At 48.1% G+C, this 18,931-nt stretch carries 14 protein-coding genes; 9 read left to right on the plus strand and 5 right to left on the minus strand.

Features of this window, described 5'->3' with window-relative positions:
* Positions 1–292 precede the first annotated feature (292 nt).
* Positions 293–2,158: a LysM peptidoglycan-binding domain-containing protein gene (locus tag ACYU8Y_RS11725; protein WP_460937315.1), complete on the plus strand. Its 1,866-nt coding sequence runs from the start codon at positions 293–295 to the stop codon at positions 2,156–2,158.
* An 899-nt stretch (positions 2,159–3,057) separates the two neighbouring features.
* Positions 3,058–3,609: an RNA polymerase sigma factor gene (locus tag ACYU8Y_RS11730; protein WP_460939028.1), complete on the plus strand. Its 552-nt coding sequence runs from the start codon at positions 3,058–3,060 to the stop codon at positions 3,607–3,609.
* A 100-nt stretch (positions 3,610–3,709) separates the two neighbouring features.
* Here the strand turns inward: ACYU8Y_RS11730 and ACYU8Y_RS11735 are convergent, their stop codons facing one another.
* Positions 3,710–5,680, minus strand: a complete 1,971-nt coding sequence (locus ACYU8Y_RS11735) for an acetoacetate--CoA ligase (protein WP_460937317.1) — start codon at positions 5,678–5,680, stop codon at positions 3,710–3,712.
* A gap of 263 nt (positions 5,681–5,943) precedes the next feature.
* Between ACYU8Y_RS11735 and ACYU8Y_RS11740 the strand changes: the two genes are divergently transcribed.
* The 5 genes from ACYU8Y_RS11740 (at position 5,944) to ACYU8Y_RS11760 (ending at position 12,275) form a co-directional block, all read left to right on the plus strand.
* Positions 5,944–7,755, plus strand: a complete 1,812-nt coding sequence (locus ACYU8Y_RS11740; RefSeq protein ID WP_460937319.1) for a pseudouridine synthase — start codon at positions 5,944–5,946, stop codon at positions 7,753–7,755.
* 97 nt (positions 7,756–7,852) lie between these two features.
* Positions 7,853–8,494: a deoxyribose-phosphate aldolase gene (locus ACYU8Y_RS11745; protein WP_460937321.1), complete on the plus strand. Its 642-nt coding sequence runs from the start codon at positions 7,853–7,855 to the stop codon at positions 8,492–8,494.
* 66 nt (positions 8,495–8,560) lie between these two features.
* Positions 8,561–10,015, plus strand: a complete 1,455-nt coding sequence (locus ACYU8Y_RS11750; RefSeq protein ID WP_460937323.1) for a TonB family protein — start codon at positions 8,561–8,563, stop codon at positions 10,013–10,015.
* A gap of 332 nt (positions 10,016–10,347) precedes the next feature.
* Positions 10,348–11,454: a glycine cleavage system aminomethyltransferase GcvT gene (gene gcvT / locus ACYU8Y_RS11755; protein ID WP_460937325.1), complete on the plus strand. Its 1,107-nt coding sequence runs from the start codon at positions 10,348–10,350 to the stop codon at positions 11,452–11,454.
* Positions 11,455–11,564: 110 nt separating this feature from the next.
* Positions 11,565–12,275: a 2-phosphosulfolactate phosphatase gene (locus tag ACYU8Y_RS11760; RefSeq protein WP_460937327.1), complete on the plus strand. Its 711-nt coding sequence runs from the start codon at positions 11,565–11,567 to the stop codon at positions 12,273–12,275.
* Positions 12,276–12,332: 57 nt separating this feature from the next.
* Here ACYU8Y_RS11760 and ACYU8Y_RS11765 read toward each other — a convergent pair whose 3' ends face one another.
* The 4 genes from ACYU8Y_RS11765 to ACYU8Y_RS11780 all read right to left on the minus strand — a co-directional run bounded on the left by ACYU8Y_RS11765 (position 12,333) and on the right by ACYU8Y_RS11780 (position 16,834).
* Positions 12,333–12,563 carry an acyl carrier protein gene (locus ACYU8Y_RS11765; protein WP_046577358.1) on the minus strand — a complete coding sequence of 77 codons (231 nt, stop codon included), beginning with the start codon at positions 12,561–12,563 and terminating at the stop codon, positions 12,333–12,335.
* Positions 12,564–12,708: 145 nt separating this feature from the next.
* On the minus strand, positions 12,709–14,037 hold the full coding sequence (locus tag ACYU8Y_RS11770) for a TolC family protein (RefSeq protein ID WP_460937329.1): 1,329 nt from the start codon (positions 14,035–14,037) through the stop codon (positions 12,709–12,711).
* A gap of 77 nt (positions 14,038–14,114) precedes the next feature.
* Positions 14,115–15,695 carry a DHA2 family efflux MFS transporter permease subunit gene (locus ACYU8Y_RS11775; RefSeq protein ID WP_460937331.1) on the minus strand — a complete coding sequence of 527 codons (1,581 nt, stop codon included), beginning with the start codon at positions 15,693–15,695 and terminating at the stop codon, positions 14,115–14,117.
* A gap of 26 nt (positions 15,696–15,721) precedes the next feature.
* A complete protein-coding gene (locus ACYU8Y_RS11780) occupies positions 15,722–16,834 on the minus strand; it encodes an HlyD family secretion protein (protein WP_460937333.1) in 1,113 nt (370 codons plus the stop codon).
* A gap of 355 nt (positions 16,835–17,189) precedes the next feature.
* Between ACYU8Y_RS11780 and ACYU8Y_RS11785 the strand changes: the two genes are divergently transcribed.
* The gene (locus ACYU8Y_RS11785; protein WP_460937334.1) at positions 17,190–17,510 is read left to right on the plus strand and encodes a MarR family winged helix-turn-helix transcriptional regulator; all 321 of its coding nucleotides are present in this window, start codon (positions 17,190–17,192) and stop codon (positions 17,508–17,510) included.
* Positions 17,511–17,571: 61 nt separating this feature from the next.
* Entirely contained in the window at positions 17,572–18,930 is a 1,359-nt protein-coding gene (locus tag ACYU8Y_RS11790; protein ID WP_460937336.1) for an NAD-dependent succinate-semialdehyde dehydrogenase, read from the plus strand.
* Position 18,931 lies beyond the last annotated feature (1 nt).

The following is an 18,931-nucleotide window of genomic DNA, read 5'->3' on the forward strand; positions in this document are numbered from 1 at the left end:
TAGACCCCTAAGTTTCCTGTTATTTTGATTAATTAAACCCGCGTAGGAACCTATTTCTATTGCTGCATTATTGATAAAGAGAAACTGAACATTATTGATCTACTCAATAAAGGGTGAAAGCGCACGAGGGTAAAAGGTAGATCAAAATCGCTTCATCTTCTGTTGGCTATTTACTGGTCAATTATCAGGTTGTTTAATAATTATATATAGTTACACAACTAAGGATTTTAATATGCATTTATTTAATACCAGTAATTTTAAGTTAATATATAGATTAATTTGGGGAGTATGTATGACTGTACTTAGTACGGCTATATACGCTCAGTCTCTACCCGAAGTACCTCTAGACCTTGACTTTGCTGGGATGACCGTTCATTTAACTCAACCAGCTCGCCTGCAAGTACAGAAAGAGGTACAACACTTGTATTTGCACCATGGTCTTATTGAGAATTATATAAATACAGTTCATCAGGTAAATCCGCTACTGAATCCGTTATTAACCAGAGCAGATATACCGGCCGATTTTATACATGTAGCTTTACCATTTTCGGATGTTGATACAGTTGGTTTTTGGGCCTTATCGACAACACAAGCGACCAATCTTAAACTGCGTATAGATGAAACCGTTGACGAGCGGTTTCATCTACTGCTAAGTGCCGAAGTAGCCTTGATTAAGCTTGACCAATTGCAAAAAATACAAGGGAATTTTGTTAGTGTGTTGATCCATTATTTGAATCAAGATACGAACACGACACCCGCAGATTCAGTAGATCCGTTTTATATTCTATTAGGGCCAGAAAATCCCGTTCTGCTCTGGAAAATTTTAGCGCGTAAGTTAGTATTTGACCATGAGAAGCGGTTATACAAGCCCTTGGCGAATTATGTATTATTCGATTATCAACAGGGGGCTGGTAAAACGCTTGAAAACATCGCCAGCAACCTGCGCATCTCAGTTGAGCAAGTTAAAGCCTTCAATAAATGGCTTAAAAGCACAGTCGTGCCAGCTACGAAAAAGTACTCCGTTTTAATTCAGGTGAAACCGGACGAATTTTCGAGTGTCCGCTCAATTGCGAGGTCGGAAGAAAAAACAACCGCAGTAAATCAACGGGATATTGGCTTTCCTATTCTGATAAAAATAAAAGAACGGCGCACTGGAATGCGCTCGTCAGCCATTTATTACAAGATAAATGATTGTAAAGGTATACAAGCCCAAAACTGCGACAATTTTATTACCCTGGCTTTTTACGGAAATATTTCCATCAAGACCTTTCTGAAGTATAATGATTTAACTCTACATGATGTAGCCCGGCCTGGTGAAATTTATTACCTCGAGCGGAAAGCAAAACGAGCGAAAGTGCCATTTCACGTTGTCGAAAAGAATCAGACGTTGCATGATATTGCCCAGCTATACGGGGTCAGGTTAAAATCACTCCTCAAGTACAACAACATGGCTTCTAATCAACGGGTACAAATGGGGAGGATACTATGGTTACAAACTAAACAACCTAAAAATCGGCCAGTTGAGTACAGGAGGATGCCTGTTGACCAGGAAGAAAAACCTATCGATGAGCCTATTACTATAGTGACGAATACGTCAACTGAACCTAGTCAATTAAATTCTCCCGATAACTCTGCCCCTAAAGTGCCTATTGATACGACCATAAACTCATCGACCGACGAATGGGCAACCGTAAAGGAGCCAGCGATTAAGTCGGACGCTGGTATAATTGATTTCGATAAGAATACTCAGAATAGTAAGATTCATGTGGCGCGGGCTGGTCAAACTTATTTCTCTATTGCCCGGTTGTATAATATTACAGTTGAGCAACTTTATATCTGGAATAACTTATCTAAATATATTCCGCTACAAGTAGGTCAGAAATTAATTGTGTCCAAACCTCAGAAGCAATTCTACAAGGAGAAACCAAGTATCGCTCAGAAAAAAATAACCGCTCCAGCGCCAGCGAATAAGGATGATATAGTTAATTTATTTGTCGTTGAGCAGCCAGAGAAAGCCACCTACTATTTTGTAAAAGCTGGGCAAACTTTATATCGTATTGCGCTGATTAATAAGGTCAGCGTGAATGATCTAATGCGCTGGAATAAACTAACTTCGTTTACCATTGAAGTTGGTCAAAAATTGCTGATTCAAAAATAAACACTTGTTGATTTGGTAGATGAGTTTAGCGCTCAACAAGTATCAATTTATTTTAAGTTGTACAGCGTGTTTGCTACTATATCTGTGAAAGATTACCATAGCGCTAAATCTTCCTGACAATCCTCTCAATTCTTCTGTATTGGACTTTAGATTCGAGATTAAGATTCCCTGATATAATTACTTTTCTTGCCGATAAATCAGAGTAGCCTACTCTACGTGCCCATATAGGGGCGGGTCTTACGAGATCAGCCCCATGCTAAGGTTCGTTTGGACAATGGGGCGCTGGAAAATTTAAAATTGTTCCTTCCTCTACAAGCTTTACGGTCGGAGCCTTGACATAAAATGTCCTTATTTTTATATAAAAAAGAAAGTTTTAACCGCTTAAAATGCAATTCGTATTGTATTGGTATCGGTGAATAGTATATATAGATATGCCTGCTATTTTTCGCGTTTAAACGCTAATAATAAATTCATACATGTGATTAAACGCGCGTAAATAGATCAGCAATAAGCCTTTTTTCACTTTATATTCACTTGTAGATTTTTAGATACTTAAGATTTTGTTCGTCGCTGATTTCGAATAAGTTAATCAATATTTTTATACAAAAATGAAACGATATTGAATAAGGGTATATATTATTTTACTATTTATCACTTTTAAGTCTTTTTTAGTTGATTTATTGTACTATATAGTAACAATATTGCCCTTTTGCTATATTATAAGCAAGATAAATTGCATTAATTTAATATTTATCATGAAAATAAGTTGCAATCTATCAATTTCTATGCCACTTAATATATTTACACTCATAAAACGAAACCGAATATATAAGCCTTTGCTTAACTTGTAAACAGAAATTTGCCTAGCCTGTAAATTAACTAACCCATAAAGATAAATGATCAATCAGCCATTAAGTGACGAAGAAATGATTCGTCAGTATCTGACCAGTAAGCCTTCGCATTGTTTTGAGGCTCTTTACAATCGTTATGTGAATAAAGTCTATAGACGTTGTCTGTCAATGACGAAAGACCCGTTAAAAGCTGAGGATTTTACTCACGATATTTTTCTGAAGGTTTTTCACAAGCTGGATGCCTTTCAGGAACGGTCAAGTTTTTCCACCTGGCTCTATTCCATTGCTTTTAATTATTGCTCTGATCAGATTCGGTTGGCCAGACGACTTCAGATAACGGGTATGGACGATGATTTCAAGCACGATATCGCCGAAACAAAGGAAGAACAGGTTCACGAAGAAACGCTCTACCTGGTCAATCGAGCTATGGAGTCGCTTTCTATAAGTGAGCAGGATTTGCTGAAACTAAAATACGAAGACGGTATGAGTATTGCCGCCATTAGCGATCTCTGCAATCTGAAAGAAAGTACCGTTAAAATGCGGCTAAAACGAAGCCGTGATAAGATTTATCACTTATATGAGAAAATGTACACGGTTTAGCCTACCCTATAGTTCATTGTCAAACGCAAATTCGCCAACACCTTAGGTCGTTGGCGAATTTGCGTTTAAGGCGTACTGGAAGCCTGCTCGGCCGCGTAAATCATCTCGTAAAATTCATAAACTGATCTAATGAGGCTGGATTACGAATGGTATCTTTACTCGTTGCCAGTGAGGCATCCGTGCCGGATAAAATTTTCTTCACCGGCGTTTCCAGTTTTTTGCCGCTGATGGTGTAAGGAACATCGGTAATGGCATAGATCGCGTCGGGTACATGGCGCGGACTGAATTGATTTCGTAACGACTGCTTTATATGCGCAATCAAGTCGTCAGTTAATGAAAAGCCATCACGCAGAACCACAAACAAGGGCATAAAATACTTTCCGCCGGGTTGCTCCAGACCAACAATCAGGCTATCAGCTATTTCGGGCAGGCTCTCGACGGCACTGTAAATTTCGCTGGTACCAATGCGGACGCCGTCGCGGTTGAGGGTGGCGTCCGAACGTCCGTATATAATGACGCCGTTGCGCTCCGTGATGCGAATATAGTCGCCGTGCCGCCAGATGCCGGGATAGACATCGAAATAGCTTTTCCGATACCGCTCACTGTTGCGGTCATGCCAGAAATAAATAGGCATTGAGGGCATTGGCTCCAGAATGACCATTTCGCCCAACTCGCCCCGAACGGGCCGGGCATTCTCATCAAAGGCCTCTACCTTACAACCCAGCAACCGGGACTGAATTTCCCCTTCGTAAACGGGTAAAAGTGGGTTACCGCCCACGAAACCGCTGCATACATCCGTGCCGCCACTTAGCGAAATCAACCAGATCGTTGGCTTTACGGATTCATATATCCAGCGGAAACCTTCGGCCGGCAGGGGGGAGCCTGTTGAGCCGATGGTTCGTAAATGACTTAAGTTGACGATATCAGCGGGGCGCAGTCCCGCTCGTAAGCAAGCCAGATAATAAGCCGCCCCACTGCCAAAATGGTTGATTCGAGCATTATCGGCCAGCTTCCAGAGTACATTCAGGTTGGGGTAGCCCGGCGCTCCGTCATAAAGTACGAGAGTAGCCCCCACGAGCATAGAACCAAGGGCATAATTCCACATCATCCAGCCTGTGGTAGAATACCAGAAATAACGGTCGCCGATGCGTACATCCTGATGCAGCCCCAGCGCTTTGAGGTGCTCTAGCAAACACCCACCAACGCTGTGCGTGATGGCTTTAGGTTTGCCGGTGGTGCCTGATGAATAGAGAACCCAGATTGGATGATCAAATGGAACGGGTTCAAACGTCAGACCATCGGGCGCTGGGGTTTCCAGTGCATCGGGCCAACTTGTTGCGCCAGCCAGCTCACTTCCCGGATCGACATACGGTACCCAAATCACGTGTTGCAGTGTTGGTAACTGAGCCCGAAGTTCCCGGATGGATTCAGTTTTGTCGACCACTTTGCCATTGTAACTATAGCCGTCGGCAGCAATCAAAATTTTAGGTTCTACCTGCTGAAACCTGTCGATTATTCCGGATGTACCAAAATCAGGTGAACAGCTCGACCAGACGGCACCAATGGCATTCGTTGCCAGAAAGGCGATAATAGCCTCGGGGCCATTGGGCAATACGGCAACCACGCGATCCCCAACGCCTACGCGCTGTTGGCGTAAAAAAGCAGATAGAGCCGCTACCTGCCGTTCCAGCGTTTCCCAGGATAGACTTGCCACCGCGGGTTGACGCTCAGAAGCAAAAAGAATGGCTGGACGCTGGTTGCTCCGGTGGCGAAAGATATGTTCGGCATAATTCAGGGTAGCTTCCGAAAACCAGTTCACGCCGATCATGTCTTCCCGATTCGGTCTGAAAATTACCTGATGATAAGGTGTGTGGCTCTGCACATCGAAAAACTGCCAGATGCTTTCCCAGAAATCTTCCAGATCCGTTACCGACCAATCCCATAAATCATCATAATCCCGAAAATACAGGCCTTTCTTTACAAAGAGCCAATCCATATAGCGTTTTAAAAGCGACTGTCCAATCGCGTTTCTGGTAGGCGTGTAGAGTGGCGTTAACGTGGGTCGGGACATAAACGTAGTTTTCGATAGAATAAGGAGTGTTGGGAGCCTACCTGATAACATTGGAAATGAACTGTACCAATAGCTCGGTATTGACTAACGACTAAGGCCTTCTGTGGATTGTTTTTACGATAAAAAGCGTTTCAACAAAGCAGCCATAGCCGGGTTATATCTAAAAGCTATACCTTTGTGGCCCATTTTGTATTTTCTAGTAACAGATAGGCTGATAATCAGCCAGATTTATCAAAAGAAAATCTGATTTACTGTATTATTCCATGAGTCAAGATTCTGAACAGAACGATCGGGGAGGTAGACCAAGCCGTGATGGTGATCCGCAACGGCGGGACGGTCGTTCATTCGGGCGTCGGGATGACGCCCGCACCAGTGGTCCAACGGGACCACGCGCAAATACGAATCGGAGCGATGATCGCCCCCGGTTCAGTCGGGACAATGATCGACCGAAACTCGCTCGCTCTGCTGATAGCGACCGGCCCCGCTTTAATCGGGACAACCGCGACAGCGGCCCACGGGATAGCGCCCGAAATGACGGACCACGTTTCGATCGTGGTCAGAATGATCGCCCCAAATTTAACCGACCTGCCGATGGTGACCGTTCTCGGTTTAGCCGGGATAACGACCGGCCCAGGTTCAATCGGGCTGCCGACGGTGATCGCACGGGAGGGAGTAGCCGGGATACGGATCGTCCAAAATTCAACCGCCCTGCTGACGGTGATCGGCCTCGTTTTAATCGCGATGACCGTACCTATCGTCCAGCCGGTGCCGGACCTCGTAGCGATAAACCCGCCGGTGCGCCACGCTTCAACCGGGAAGATCGCCCGGACCAGCGTAATCGGGACGCGGACTCTCCCCGCTTTTCGAACGATAGAGGCCGGAGCAATGATCGATTTGGGAGTGACCGTCCAAAACGGGAAGAACGCCCGGATGGTGATCGCCCACGCATAAATCGCGGTGATTTTCCTCGTACGAACGATCGGAGAAGCGACACGGGCAGGACGGGTTCATCCCGTTTTTCGCGCGAGGGGGGATCGGCCAGACCTGACAAACCAGCTTTTAAGCGCGTGGGTGGTTTCAGTCGCGAAGCTGATGAGCGAAATCGATTCGGTAACAACGATCAGAGCCGCGACAACCGCCGTAACGACGGACCGCGTAACGACGGACCTTTCCAGGCCGGACCGCGTAATGATCAGGATCGTGAAAGCCGGTTTACGGGTAAGCAACGGAAGGAGTCGGGCGATCGGCGCACGGGTAATTACACCAAAGCCCCCGATTATAACCTGGAGCAAACACGGGCTGCCGACACGTTTAAACGGAATCGGTCGGATGACAAACGTCAGTCTGATCAGAACGACGGCCCAGGTGCGACGCGTTTGAACCGTTATATTGCCAACTCGGGTGTTTGCTCGCGTCGGGAAGCCGACGAGCTTATTGCCAGGGGCGATATTTCGGTAAACGGCAAGGTCGTAACCGAGATGGGTTATAAAGTAAAAGAAGGAGACACGGTTAAGTATGGCACCAAAGTGCTAAACCCTGAACGGTTCGTATACGTATTGCTGAATAAGCCGAAAGACTATATTACAACTACCGAAGACCCTGAAGAACGCAAAACTGTTATGGAATTGGTGGCCGATGCGGGTAACTTCCGCATGTATCCAGTCGGGCGCCTTGACCGCAACACAACGGGTCTATTACTGGTAACGAATGATGGTGAACTGGCAGATAAGCTGACTCATCCATCGAACAATATCCGCAAAATATACCAGGTCGAGTTGGATAAACCCATCACGGAAGAACATCTGACTACCATCAAAAAAGGTATTGAGCTGGAAGACGGGCCGATTAAACCCGACGCGGTAAGTATCGTTACGCCCGACGCTTATGTTGTTGGGATTGAGATCCATTCGGGTCGCAACCGTATCGTGCGCCGAATCTTCGAAAGTCTTGGTTATGAGGTGACTAAGCTTGATCGCACGACATATGCCGGTTTGACCAAGAAAGAATTACCTCGCGGTAAATGGCGCTTCCTCGATCCAAAAGAGGTCGTGAAACTGAAGTATCTTAACTCGTAAACGCTAATGCGTGAATGATAGAATGATTGAGTGAGTGAATAAGATTTTCATCAACTATTCACTCACTCAATCATTCTATCATTCACGCATTAATGCTATGAACCACCTTTTCCCTTATATCGAACGGACATTGCTGCATCCTGGTGTGACCATTGGGGAGCAGTACAACGCGCTCGATGAAGTTATCCAGCTGGGTATGGCAGGCCTGACGGTAGCGCCTTTTTGGGTTAAGAAATTTCGGCGCGAACTGGGCGAGAATCACCCGGCTATCTTGTCTACCGTCATTGGATTTCCGTTTGGTTATCAGCGTACGGAAGCCAAGCAAATGGAAATCGAGTGGGCGCTACGCGACGGAGCTACTGAAATTGAAGTGGTGCTGAATACGTCGGCCTTGTTCTCGCCAACCTCCGTTTGGCTGAAGATCGAACTGGCCAAGCTGGTAGCGCTTGTTCATGCGCAGGAAAAGTTTTTTACGGTCATTCTGGAAACGTCGCTGCTCGATCAGGAACAGATCCAGAAGATAGTTAAACTTGCTGCCGATGCCGGGGCTGATTTTCTTAAAAACGCCACCGGGGCGCTGAACGTCGAGTTTTCACTCGAAGCCGCCCTCCACTTCCGTCAGCTTGTTCCTACATCCGTAGGGGTAAAGATTAGTGCAGACAGGGCTACGGAACCTCAACTGGAAGCCTTGGTTTCAGCCGGTGTGGATCGTTTATCAATAGGACATTATCCAGAATAAATAAAGACATTTTGGCTGCCGAAAGTCAATTTGATATATTTCGGACGATTTATTTATCGTTCCGTTATGAAATACTGGCTTACGCTATCCGTACTTCTTTACGTCTCATTTGCTGCTGCTCAAACGACCGTTTACCAGCCGTTTGAAGCCGATAGCGTTGCCGAACCTCGTGGCGGCATTCCTTTCTTCAACACTTTTCTTCAAACGAATCTGCGCAAACCCACAGCCGCCCAGGCAAGAGGTGAAGGTGGGCGCGTAATTGTAAGCGGCATTGTTGACGTCGATGGCCGCTTAACGGATGTAAAAGTTGGTAAGACCTTCCGGCCCGATTGTGATCACGAAGCCCTGCGTGTATTTAAGCTGTTTAACGCCTGGAAACCGGCATTAAAAGGCGGAAAGCCAGTACGCCAACAGATTACCATGCCAATAACGTTCAAGCCAAACACTCCTTTTCGTTACGAAAACGGCTCACGAATCGACTACTTTGACGCCGATAATAAGCCCCTTACCGACAGTAGTCAGGCGCGTTACAAACAAATTTCGCCGATTGACTCAATTGGTATTCCCTCCGGTGATATTGTGGTGTATAAAGCTAACCGGAATGCCTGGAAAGAAGAATTTCGCCTGCCACTGATTAAGCAGGAAAGCGGTTTTCGGGGAAAGTCGGGGAAGACCGGCTACCTGATTGGCTATCAAAATGCCATTATTCAACTAGATGGGCAATTAATCAGCCTGGACGATCAGGGCGCGCTTCTCCGGCAAGCTTATTTCAAGGATGGAAAGCGGGCCGGTACGGAACTGATCTATTATCCGACCGGTCTTGTTGCTGAAAAAATTGAGGAATTTGATGCAGCCACCACAACCACGTCCTGGTATACGAACGGACAGATAAGGCAGGTGCGAACGGCTCCTAAGTCCAGTCCTCAACAAGCCGGTGGTCCGGAACAGGTAAGTGCTTATTGGGATAGTACGGGCCACCAGCAAATTGTAGCCGGTGTGGGCCGCGTAACGTATCATACCCGTGTACCGTCAACTGCCGATACAGACCAGTCTAAGATTTTACTTGAGGAGGGCGCTTATCAAAATGGATACAAACAGGGTGTTTGGCGAGGTCAATATGAGGATGGTTCTTATGGCTATGAGGAGCAGTATGAGAAGGGAATTTGTCAGAGAGGCAAAGCCTGGAGCGTAGGTGGAGCCGCAACGCAGTATACGGTTGTGGCACAACCGCCCGAATTTACTGGCGGTATGCAGGCATTAGGGCAGTTTCTAAGTCAGAATTTACACTATCCGGCAGATGCCGTCAGAGCCCGGGCCCAGGGCAAGGTATTTATTTCGTTTGTCATAAACGCAGACGGGGCGGTCGAGAATGTCCGCGTCTTGAAAGGGATGGGCTACGGTGCCGATGAAGAAGCCCTGCGTGTCGTGAAGAAAACCAATGGGCATTGGAAACCCGGCGTTCAACGAGGGCAGAAGGTGAGCACGAACTACAATTTGCCGATCAATTTTAGTGTGCAATAAACTCAAACCACCCATAATCGGGTACGATACAATAATTTATAGCCAGCCTACCGTTGGACGTCAAGTTGGTGCGTCCGTTGGTTTCTTTGTCGTTTGTATGGATGGGACCCTATGCGATTGTGAAATAATAAAAAGTGTTCGGCCTGATATGGATCGGGAAGTGTTACGAGTCGTCAAAAAATGAATGGGAACTAGGTGCCGGGTATACAGCAGGGGAAGTAAGTGAGAGTAAAGTACAATTTGCCCATTAATTTTAATTTGTAGAGGTTATCCAAAGGTATACTGAGGAAAATCACCTTTTTCGGTAAATTTGCCGGATAATCCCTCTGTACATGTCGCTTAAGCAAGTCCCTCTTCATCTTATTCACCAACAGTTAGGCGCGAAAATTGTGCCGTTTGCGGGTTTTGAGATGCCCGTTCGTTACTCCTCCGATCTCGATGAGCACAATACCGTCCGCAATGGCGTTGGTGTATTCGATGTATCCCACATGGGCGAATTCATCCTCAAAGGAGAGGGCGCACTGGGCCTGATCCAGCGTGTCTCGGCCAACGATGCCAGCATTCTCTTCGATGGTAAAGTACAGTATAGCTACCTGCCAAATGGCCGGGGCGGCATCGTGGACGATCTGTTGGTGTATCGGATCAGCGACATAGAATACATGCTCGTGGTCAATGCCTCCAACATTGAAAAAGATTGGAACTGGATCAGCCAATACGTATCTGACTACGAGCAGGAAGGCGCACCACTCAGCATGGTCAACGTATCCGATGAAATGTGCCTCTTTGCTGTACAGGGACCACTGGCGGCAAAAGCCCTTCAATCGCTTACCAACGTTGATCTGGATTCGATGGAGTACTACACGTTTGAGAAAACTGATTTTGCTGGTTACGCCAACGTCATTGTATCGGCAACGGGCTATACCGGGGCGGGTGGTTTCGAAATCTACGTATCAAACCACCAGGCCGAAGGCGTCTGGAATGCCATCATGCAGGCCGGAGCACCGTTCGGTATTAAGCCGATTGGCCTCGGTGCCCGCGACACTCTCCGTCTCGAAATGGGGTATAACCTGTACGGCAATGACATTACCGACGAAACATCGCCCATTGAAGCCGGTCTGGGCTGGGTGACAAAATTCACGCACGACTTCATTGATGCCGATCTTCTGAAGGCACAAAAGCAACAGGGTGTGCCACGTAAACTCGTTGGCTTCGAGCTGCTTGAACGGGGCGTTCCCCGCGGTCATTACGAACTGACAGATGCCGACGGTGTCTTTATTGGCGAGGTTACGTCGGGTACGCAGTCGCCTACACTTGGCAAAGGCATTGGATTGGGTTATGTGCAAACCGCGTTCAGCAAACCGGGTTCTGAGATTTTTGTAAAAGTTCGTGATCGCTTATTAAAAGCACAGGTCATTAAACCTCCTTTCGTGAAAAAATAACTTATTACTTATTCTTTTGTCATGCTGACGAAGGAAGCATCTTAACGTATCCAATTGAGTTTGTTAAGAAAATTTAAGATGCTTCCTTCGTCAGCATGACAAAAAAGCTTATGAAACAAATCGATGTTTGCTTAACGCCCGATTTACTGCACCTGCACAAAGTTGAAAATACAATTGTCGTTGTCGCTGATGTGTTCCGGGCTACGTCGTGTATGGTAACCGCCTTTGCCTATGGTGTAAACAGCATTATTCCCGTTGCCACCATTGAGGAATGTCAGCGCTACCAGGAAATGGGCTATCTGGCCGCGGCTGAACGAAATGCCCGAAAGGTAGATGGGTTTGAACTGGATAATTCGCCGTTCACGTATATGGACGAACGAATCCGGGGCGCTAACGTAGCTATGACAACGACCAACGGCACGCTGGCTATTACCAAGTCACGTTCGGCCGTGAAGGTACTTGTCGGGTCGTTCCTGAATCTGGATGCGGTTGTACAATTCCTGAAAACGGAACGCTACGACGTTATGGTTTTGTGTGCCGGCTGGAAAGGGCGCGTCAACATGGAAGATACCCTCTACGCTGGTGCATTGGTCGAACGCCTGAAAGATAGCTACACAATGGCCGAGGATAGCGCTATCATGGCTTGGCGGCTTTACTGCCAGGGAAAAGACAACCTGCCCAGCTACCTGTCCAGTTCGTCGCACATTCAACGACTCCAGCGACTGGGTATTCAGAAAGATATTACGTATTGTCTGCAGCACGATCTCTACGACGTTGTTCCGGTGTTAAGGGGCAATGCGCTGGTGAGTATGCAGATGTAGTGTCAACAGAAAAGGGAGACGAATTCGTCTCCCTTTTCTGTTGAGGTCAGTATGAAATCAGGCCGTTGCCTGCTCTGACTCCAGATAGGTCAATACACCCTGCATGGTCGTTAATTTTCCATAGTCTTCATCAGGAATGCGAATGCCAAATTCCTTTTCGAGTTGCATAATCAAGTCAACCGAATCGAGACTGTCAAGACCCAAATCGCGCGAGAAATGAGTTTGGTCCGTTATCGCAGACTCTTGTACACCAAATTCTTTCAGAATTCCTATCACTCGTTTTTTCATGATGCGTTGTTCGTTTATCAACCAGTGTCTTTTGTATAGAATCCTTCCTTCCGGCAATTTAGTATGTCCGCTACTGCATTTTTAACATACTTTAATGTCAGGGAGTTTTTCGTTTAGCCATACCATGACTGGACGAGAAAACCGTTTAAAACAGGTTTTCGCCCAGTAAACGCTTCAATTCCAGTTGATTAAGCATTAGCTGGTACTGGAAGTTTAACCGACCAAGCTCAGCTTCCTCAACCCCCGTTTCGGCACTCTGCAATTCGACATTGGTGATAACGCCGTTTCGTAGACGGGCATTGGCAATCTGGAGTGCCTTCCGGGCCTGTTCCACCTGAGTTTCCAGGTTGGCCAGGCGGGTTTGATTGCTTCTGATGTCGGCATTGACCTGAGCAATGCTCTGACGTAACTGAGCACTGGCATTCTCAACGGCGTAGCGGCTGGCGTTTAACGTAAGCTGAGCCGCCTGATTTTGTAGCCGGTAACGCTTGCCAGCATAGAGTGGAGCAATAAAATTAATGCCAGCCGCGGTATTGGCCCGGAGTTTTTCAACCTGAAGCGGGTAGCCGTTTTTATAACCGGCCGTACCACTGAATGTAATACTCGGCTGACCAGCCCGATTAGTGACCAAAAGCTCCGTTTCGGCGGCCCGGACCTGATCTTGCGCCAGTAATACAGCTTTATTGCCAGCAATGGCTGTTTGAAACTGGCCATTCAGATCAAACAGGGACACCGTTCCGGACTGAACGCCAAGCTGAAACTGCTCCAGCGCGCGGCTCGTTTCGGGCTGTGGATTTCCAGTTAAGTACGTCAGGACAGCTAATTGACGTTCTAACTGATTTTGTATCTCGATTCTACGGTTCTGCGCTGCTTTCACCCGTACGGCTTCTGTGAGCACATCGTATTGAAGGGCGTCACCGTTTTGGAGCCGTGTCGATAAAAGCTTTACATTGGCCGTAGCCGTTCTGATAACCGAGTCCTGAACAATCAGGCCGCGTTGTAAAAAACCAACGCCGTAGTACGCAGCCGCTACCTGAAAGGCCAGCGACTGCTGAGTCAGTTCGAAATTTCGACGCAGTAGCTGTACGTTGTCCGTGGCTTGCCGAATAGCCGCATCCGTGCGGCCGAAGTCGTAAATCGTTTGCCCAACCGATACGTTTGTGTTCACGTTGTTATTGGGGGCCAGTTTGGCCACCACATCCTGCCCATTGATTGGAATGGCAAATTGTGGTACGGGCGTTACGTACGTGTAGTTTCCGTTCAGATTCACACTGGGTCGCATCGCTGTTCGGGCAATGTCGACCCGCAGTTCACCCGCCTGAATCTGCTGTTGCTGCTGTTTCAGGGCGGGGTAGTTCGTATTAGCTTGCTGAACCAGTGCGCGCAAATCGTCGGGTATGGGTACCGGCTGGTTCTGTGCCTGAGCGGCTCCCAGCGTTAGAAGCAAGGTTAGTGTAAGAAGTCCTGGTTTCATAGTAAATGAAGTTTAGGGCTTTCGGTTGGTGATCGGTTTACGGCTACTAAGGCCGAACCACAAACTGAAAACCAGAATCAGTGGGCGGCATCAGCAACCGCTTTGGCAGTTGCGGCATCCATCTTTTTGTTTTTAAGTAAGAACAGGAGCGGAAAGGTGACCACAAAAAACAGACCTGCCAGCTTGAATGTATCCAGGTACGATACCATAAGTGCCTGCCGTGAAATGATCAGATCCATATTCTTGTAAGCACCTGTTGCGGCATCAAACGCATTAACGCCTTTGGCTATAAGGCTCTGGGTTATGGCATTAAGCCGTTCCGTCGTAAGCATATCACCCGGTTGCAGATTCGACACCAGATCACCCCGGTGCACGGCTGTCCGTTGCGTAACGTAGGTGTTCGTGATCGCTACGCCGAAGGCACCACCAACCTGCCGCATCATGTTGACAATGGCAATGCCGGTCGGCAACTGGCGCGGTTCCAGCGTAGAAACCGACTGGTTGATCAGCGGTACGTTCACGAAGGCAAGCCCGATTCCCCGAATAATCAGCGCGTAAATAAAGTCGCTGTTCGAAGCGTCCATGTTATACGTGGACATGATAAAGCAAAAGGTAGCAAACGCAATGTAGCCTCCAATAACAACGATTTTGGGCGACACGCCTTTGGCCAGCAAACGACCCGCTAGGGCAAACATCGGCAAGGTAACCAGCCCCCCCGGAATCAGAAGTTTACCCGTTTGGGTAGCCGTCAGGCCAACAATGCGCTGGGCAAAAAGCGGATATAACAATACCGACGTGAACAAGCCATAACCGATAACAACCATCAGAATAGAGCCGAGGGCCAGGTTGCGGTTCTTCAACGTTCGAAGGTCCACTACGGGGTCCTTTGTCCCTCGAAACTCCCACCAGATAAAGGCTGGGATCGCAATGACAGCCGCAACCGTCAGCCACACAATCACATCGCTGTCGAACCAGTCGTCGGCCTCGCCCCGTTCCAGAACGTACTGTAAACTCCCGATACCAACGGCCAGCAGGAGAATGCCTATCTGATCAATGGGTATACTTTTGCGGTCGATATTCAGTTCATCTTCTTTCTTGTCGATAAACGCTGAACTCAACAGGACAGCAATAATACCGATCGGTACGTTGATGTAGAACATCCAGCTCCAGTGGTAGTTGTCGATGATGTACCCACCCAGGGTAGGGCCAAGCGTTGGACCGAGCACGATACCCATCCCGAACAAGGCTGAAGCAAGCGGCCGCTGCGCGGGCGGAAAGGCATCGAACATCAGCCCCTGCGATGTTGACAGCAGGGCTCCTCCGCCAATGCCCTGTAAAAAGCGGAAGGCAACCAGCGTCCATAAGCTATCCGCGAAACCACACCCGTAGGATGCGACCGTAAACAGGATAATGGAGCCGATGTAGTAGTTTTTACGTCCGAAATACCGTTGTAAAAAGCCCGTCATCGGAATAACGATAACGTTGGCAATGGCATAGGCCGTTACCACCCACGAAACATCTTCAATTGTGACGCCGAGGTTCCCGGCAATGTCGGTCAGGCCAACGTTCACAATGGATGTGTCGATCAATTCAATAATAGCCGCCGAAATAGCCGTGATGACCACAATCCACCGGCGAAATCCTGTTGGTTGAGACATGATCCTGCTCGTTCCTGGTGCGTTCCTTAATTGGCTACCCGTACTTCAGCGTCGACGCTCAGACCCGCCCGCAGTTGGTTCTTGTATTTTTCCGGATTGAGGATTTCAATTTTTACCGGTACGCGTTGGGTAATTTTAACGAAGTTCCCCGACGCATTATCGGCGGGTAACAGCGCAAACCGAGCGCCGGTGGCATCTGAAAGGGAAGAAACACGGCCTTTGATGTCGAGCTCAGGGTAAGCGTCGAGTTTAATGTCAACCGGCTGACCCAACTGCATTTTCTCCAGCTGGGTTTCTTTGAAATTGGCTACAACCCAGAATGTTGAATCAGCAACAATGGTGAATAAATTCTGGCCGGGTTGTACGTACTGACCCACAACAACGTTTTTACGGCCAATTTTACCGGCGACCGGCGCTACCAGGCGTGCATACCCTACCCGCAGTTTAGCGTTGTCGATGGCAGCCTGCTTCACTTTCAGCACCGCCTGGATCTTCTGAATATTTGCTTCGGCTCGGGCAACACCGGCTTTGGCAACACCTTCTGACGTTTTGGCCAGATTAATCTGTTCCACGCTGGCGTTGTATTGTCCGGACTGCACCTCCACATTATTCTGGGTGTCTTCCAGTTGTTTTTTCGTGAGCGACTGTTCTTTGAACAGGTTTTGGTCGCGCTGTAAATCCTGCTGGGCTTTATTACGCCGGACGGCCTGCACCTGTGCGTTGGATTGAGCAACACGGGCGTTCTGGGTGACGTTACGAACCGTAGCCTGTGCTGTTTGCAAATCGGCGCGTGCCGTTGCCAGATCGGCCAGTGATTGTTGATAATCGGCTTCGGCCTGAGCCAGCGCGACATCATATTCTTCTGGATCGATCGTTATCAAAAGCTGGCCTTTTTTGACCAGCGCATAGTCATCAACATTGACCGACTGCACATAACCGGCGACGCGGGCCAATACGGGAGCTGAGTTGCCTTCAATCTGAGCATTGTCGGTGGATTCGTAATGCTGGCTGTGTACATAAGCTTTGTAGCCAAAGTAGCCGCCAACCAGTACGACAAGGGCAATAATGATGCGAGGTAAATACGCTTTTATACCGCTTTTCTCTTCTGAGGTTTCCATTTCTGTCGTTAAAGTTGCCATAGAATCAGTAATGTTTTAGTCATAGCCTACTTTGAGGTAAAGAACTAAATGGTTGTCAATCGCTCCGGCGCCCCGGTTTTTGACTACTATTTCGCAAAAGTAAACCGAGTTGACTACAAGGTCAAGAAGGTTGACTATATTTGTACAATCTTTTGCCGAAAATTGTTTCAGTGTTTTCTAATTTGCTAATACGTTCGTGGAAATAGATAAAGAATCCTTTGATTTCAACCAGTATCGCACGGTTCGTGAACGATCTATCGGGCGAATTTTCTGGCGTCTCAAACGATATACAAGTAACTTCATCGAGCCGCGCCTTCACGCATTGGGGTATACTGATTTTAAGATGAGTTACCTCATGTTTCTTTCAAATATCGAAGAGAGTGGCATTACCAATAATGAGTTGGCCAAACGGGCTTGTGTTACCAAACAGATGATGAGCAAAATCGTTGGGTTGCTGGAAACCGAGGGCTATATATATACGGAGAAGAATCCGAATGACTCGCGGTCCAGCATTATATTTCTCAACGAGCGGGGTAAAGCGCTGTTCGTAAGCCTTAAAGCATGCATGCAGGAGGCCCGTGATAAATTTGATCTCATCGTGGGGTATGATCGAATGGAGCAGGTTATCGACACCATGGTTGAGCTGGTCAATAAATTGGAAAGTGAAGAACAATAAAGGATAAAGAATGTATGATATAGGACTGTATCGTACAGCCTACCGTATAATTTCGCATCCGATGTTTACGTCCATAAATCCCTACACGCAGAAAACGCTCAAGACCTACCGGGCCGATAGCGCCAGTACACTTGAGCGCAGGCTCAAACAAGCCGACCGGGCATTTGCCGACTGGTCGGCTTTGTCAATTCGGGAGCGTGCCGATTACCTGCGAAAGGTTGGTCAGTATTTGACCCGTAACAACCAGCGTTATGGCGAACTGATAACCGCCGAAATGGGTAAGACGCTCAGCGAAGCAATTGGCGAAGTAGATAAGTGCGCGACGACCTGCACGTTTTACGCGGATCATGCCGAAGCATTCCTGGCCGATCAGTTAATCGATTCTGATGCACAGACCAGTTTCACAACGTACCAGCCGCTAGGGCCGGTGCTGGCCATTATGCCCTGGAATTTCCCATTCTGGCAGGTCATGCGCTTTGCCATTCCGGGGTTGATTGCGGGAAATGTGGGCTTGCTCAAGCATGCCCCCAACGTACTGGGCTGTGCGCAAGCCATTGAAGAAGCGTTTCGAGCGTGCGACCTGCCCGTGGGCGTTTTTCAATCCCTTCTAGTCGATGTCCCCGCTGTGGATGGCTTACTGAGCGATAAACGGGTGAAGGCGGTGACACTCACCGGTAGCGGACGGGCGGGAGCGTCGGTAGCCAGCATCGCTGGGCGGGAAATCAAGAAATCTGTGCTGGAACTGGGCGGGTCCGATGCATTAATCGTGCTGGCCGACGCCGACCTGGATAAAGCTGCGGAAGTGGCCGTCAAATCCCGGATGCAGAATGCCGGACAAAGCTGCATTGCTGCCAAGCGATTTATCGTTGAAAAGTCCGTAAAAAAGCTGTTCACCGAACGGATCCTGCACCAGATTAGCCAGATCGAACAAGGTGACCCAATGGACACCTCAACGACGATGGGGCCAATGGCGCGGCTCGATCTGGCCGATGCCATTGAACGACAATACCAGGCTACGCTGGCAAAAGGGGCAAAACGACTGACGGGCGGTGAACGAGATCAATGCAATGTGCAGCCCATGCTGCTGGATAACGTGAAACCCGGTATGGCCGCTTTTGATGAAGAGACCTTCGGTCCGCTGGCAGTGCTTGTTGAGGCTAAAGACGAAACGGACGCCATCCGGTTGGCAAATCAGTCTGACTTCGGCCTGGGCTCGGCCATCTGGACGCAGGATTTAGAACGGGCCGACCGGCTGGCTCGTCAGATTCAGGCTGGCTCGGTTTTCGTAAATGGGCTGATGCGCTCCGATGCACGCGTGCCTTTTGGCGGCATCAAAAATTCCGGGTTTGGCCGTGAATTATCGGAGGCAGGCATTAAGGAGTTCGTGAATATAAAAACGATTTGGGTTGAAAAGCGCTGAC

The sequence above is a fragment of the Spirosoma humi genome (assembly GCF_054776575.1).

Coding starts and splice junctions, on each gene's coding strand:
- ACYU8Y_RS11725 (WP_460937315.1), top strand. CDS start 293: ATGACTGTACTTAGTACGGCTATATACGCTCAGTCTCTACCCGAAGTA.
- ACYU8Y_RS11770 (WP_460937329.1), bottom strand. CDS start 14,037: ATGAAACCAGGACTTCTTACACTAACCTTGCTTCTAACGCTGGGAGCC.
- ACYU8Y_RS11780 (WP_460937333.1), bottom strand. CDS start 16,834: ATGGCAACTTTAACGACAGAAATGGAAACCTCAGAAGAGAAAAGCGGT.
- ACYU8Y_RS11760 (WP_460937327.1), top strand. CDS start 11,565: ATGAAACAAATCGATGTTTGCTTAACGCCCGATTTACTGCACCTGCAC.
- ACYU8Y_RS11765 (WP_046577358.1), bottom strand. CDS start 12,563: ATGAAAAAACGAGTGATAGGAATTCTGAAAGAATTTGGTGTACAAGAG.
- gcvT (WP_460937325.1), top strand. CDS start 10,348: ATGTCGCTTAAGCAAGTCCCTCTTCATCTTATTCACCAACAGTTAGGC.
- ACYU8Y_RS11740 (WP_460937319.1), top strand. CDS start 5,944: ATGAGTCAAGATTCTGAACAGAACGATCGGGGAGGTAGACCAAGCCGT.
- ACYU8Y_RS11735 (WP_460937317.1), bottom strand. CDS start 5,680: ATGTCCCGACCCACGTTAACGCCACTCTACACGCCTACCAGAAACGCG.
- ACYU8Y_RS11790 (WP_460937336.1), top strand. CDS start 17,572: ATGTTTACGTCCATAAATCCCTACACGCAGAAAACGCTCAAGACCTAC.
- ACYU8Y_RS11775 (WP_460937331.1), bottom strand. CDS start 15,695: ATGTCTCAACCAACAGGATTTCGCCGGTGGATTGTGGTCATCACGGCT.
- ACYU8Y_RS11745 (WP_460937321.1), top strand. CDS start 7,853: ATGAACCACCTTTTCCCTTATATCGAACGGACATTGCTGCATCCTGGT.
- ACYU8Y_RS11750 (WP_460937323.1), top strand. CDS start 8,561: ATGAAATACTGGCTTACGCTATCCGTACTTCTTTACGTCTCATTTGCT.
- ACYU8Y_RS11785 (WP_460937334.1), top strand. CDS start 17,190: ATGTTTCTTTCAAATATCGAAGAGAGTGGCATTACCAATAATGAGTTG.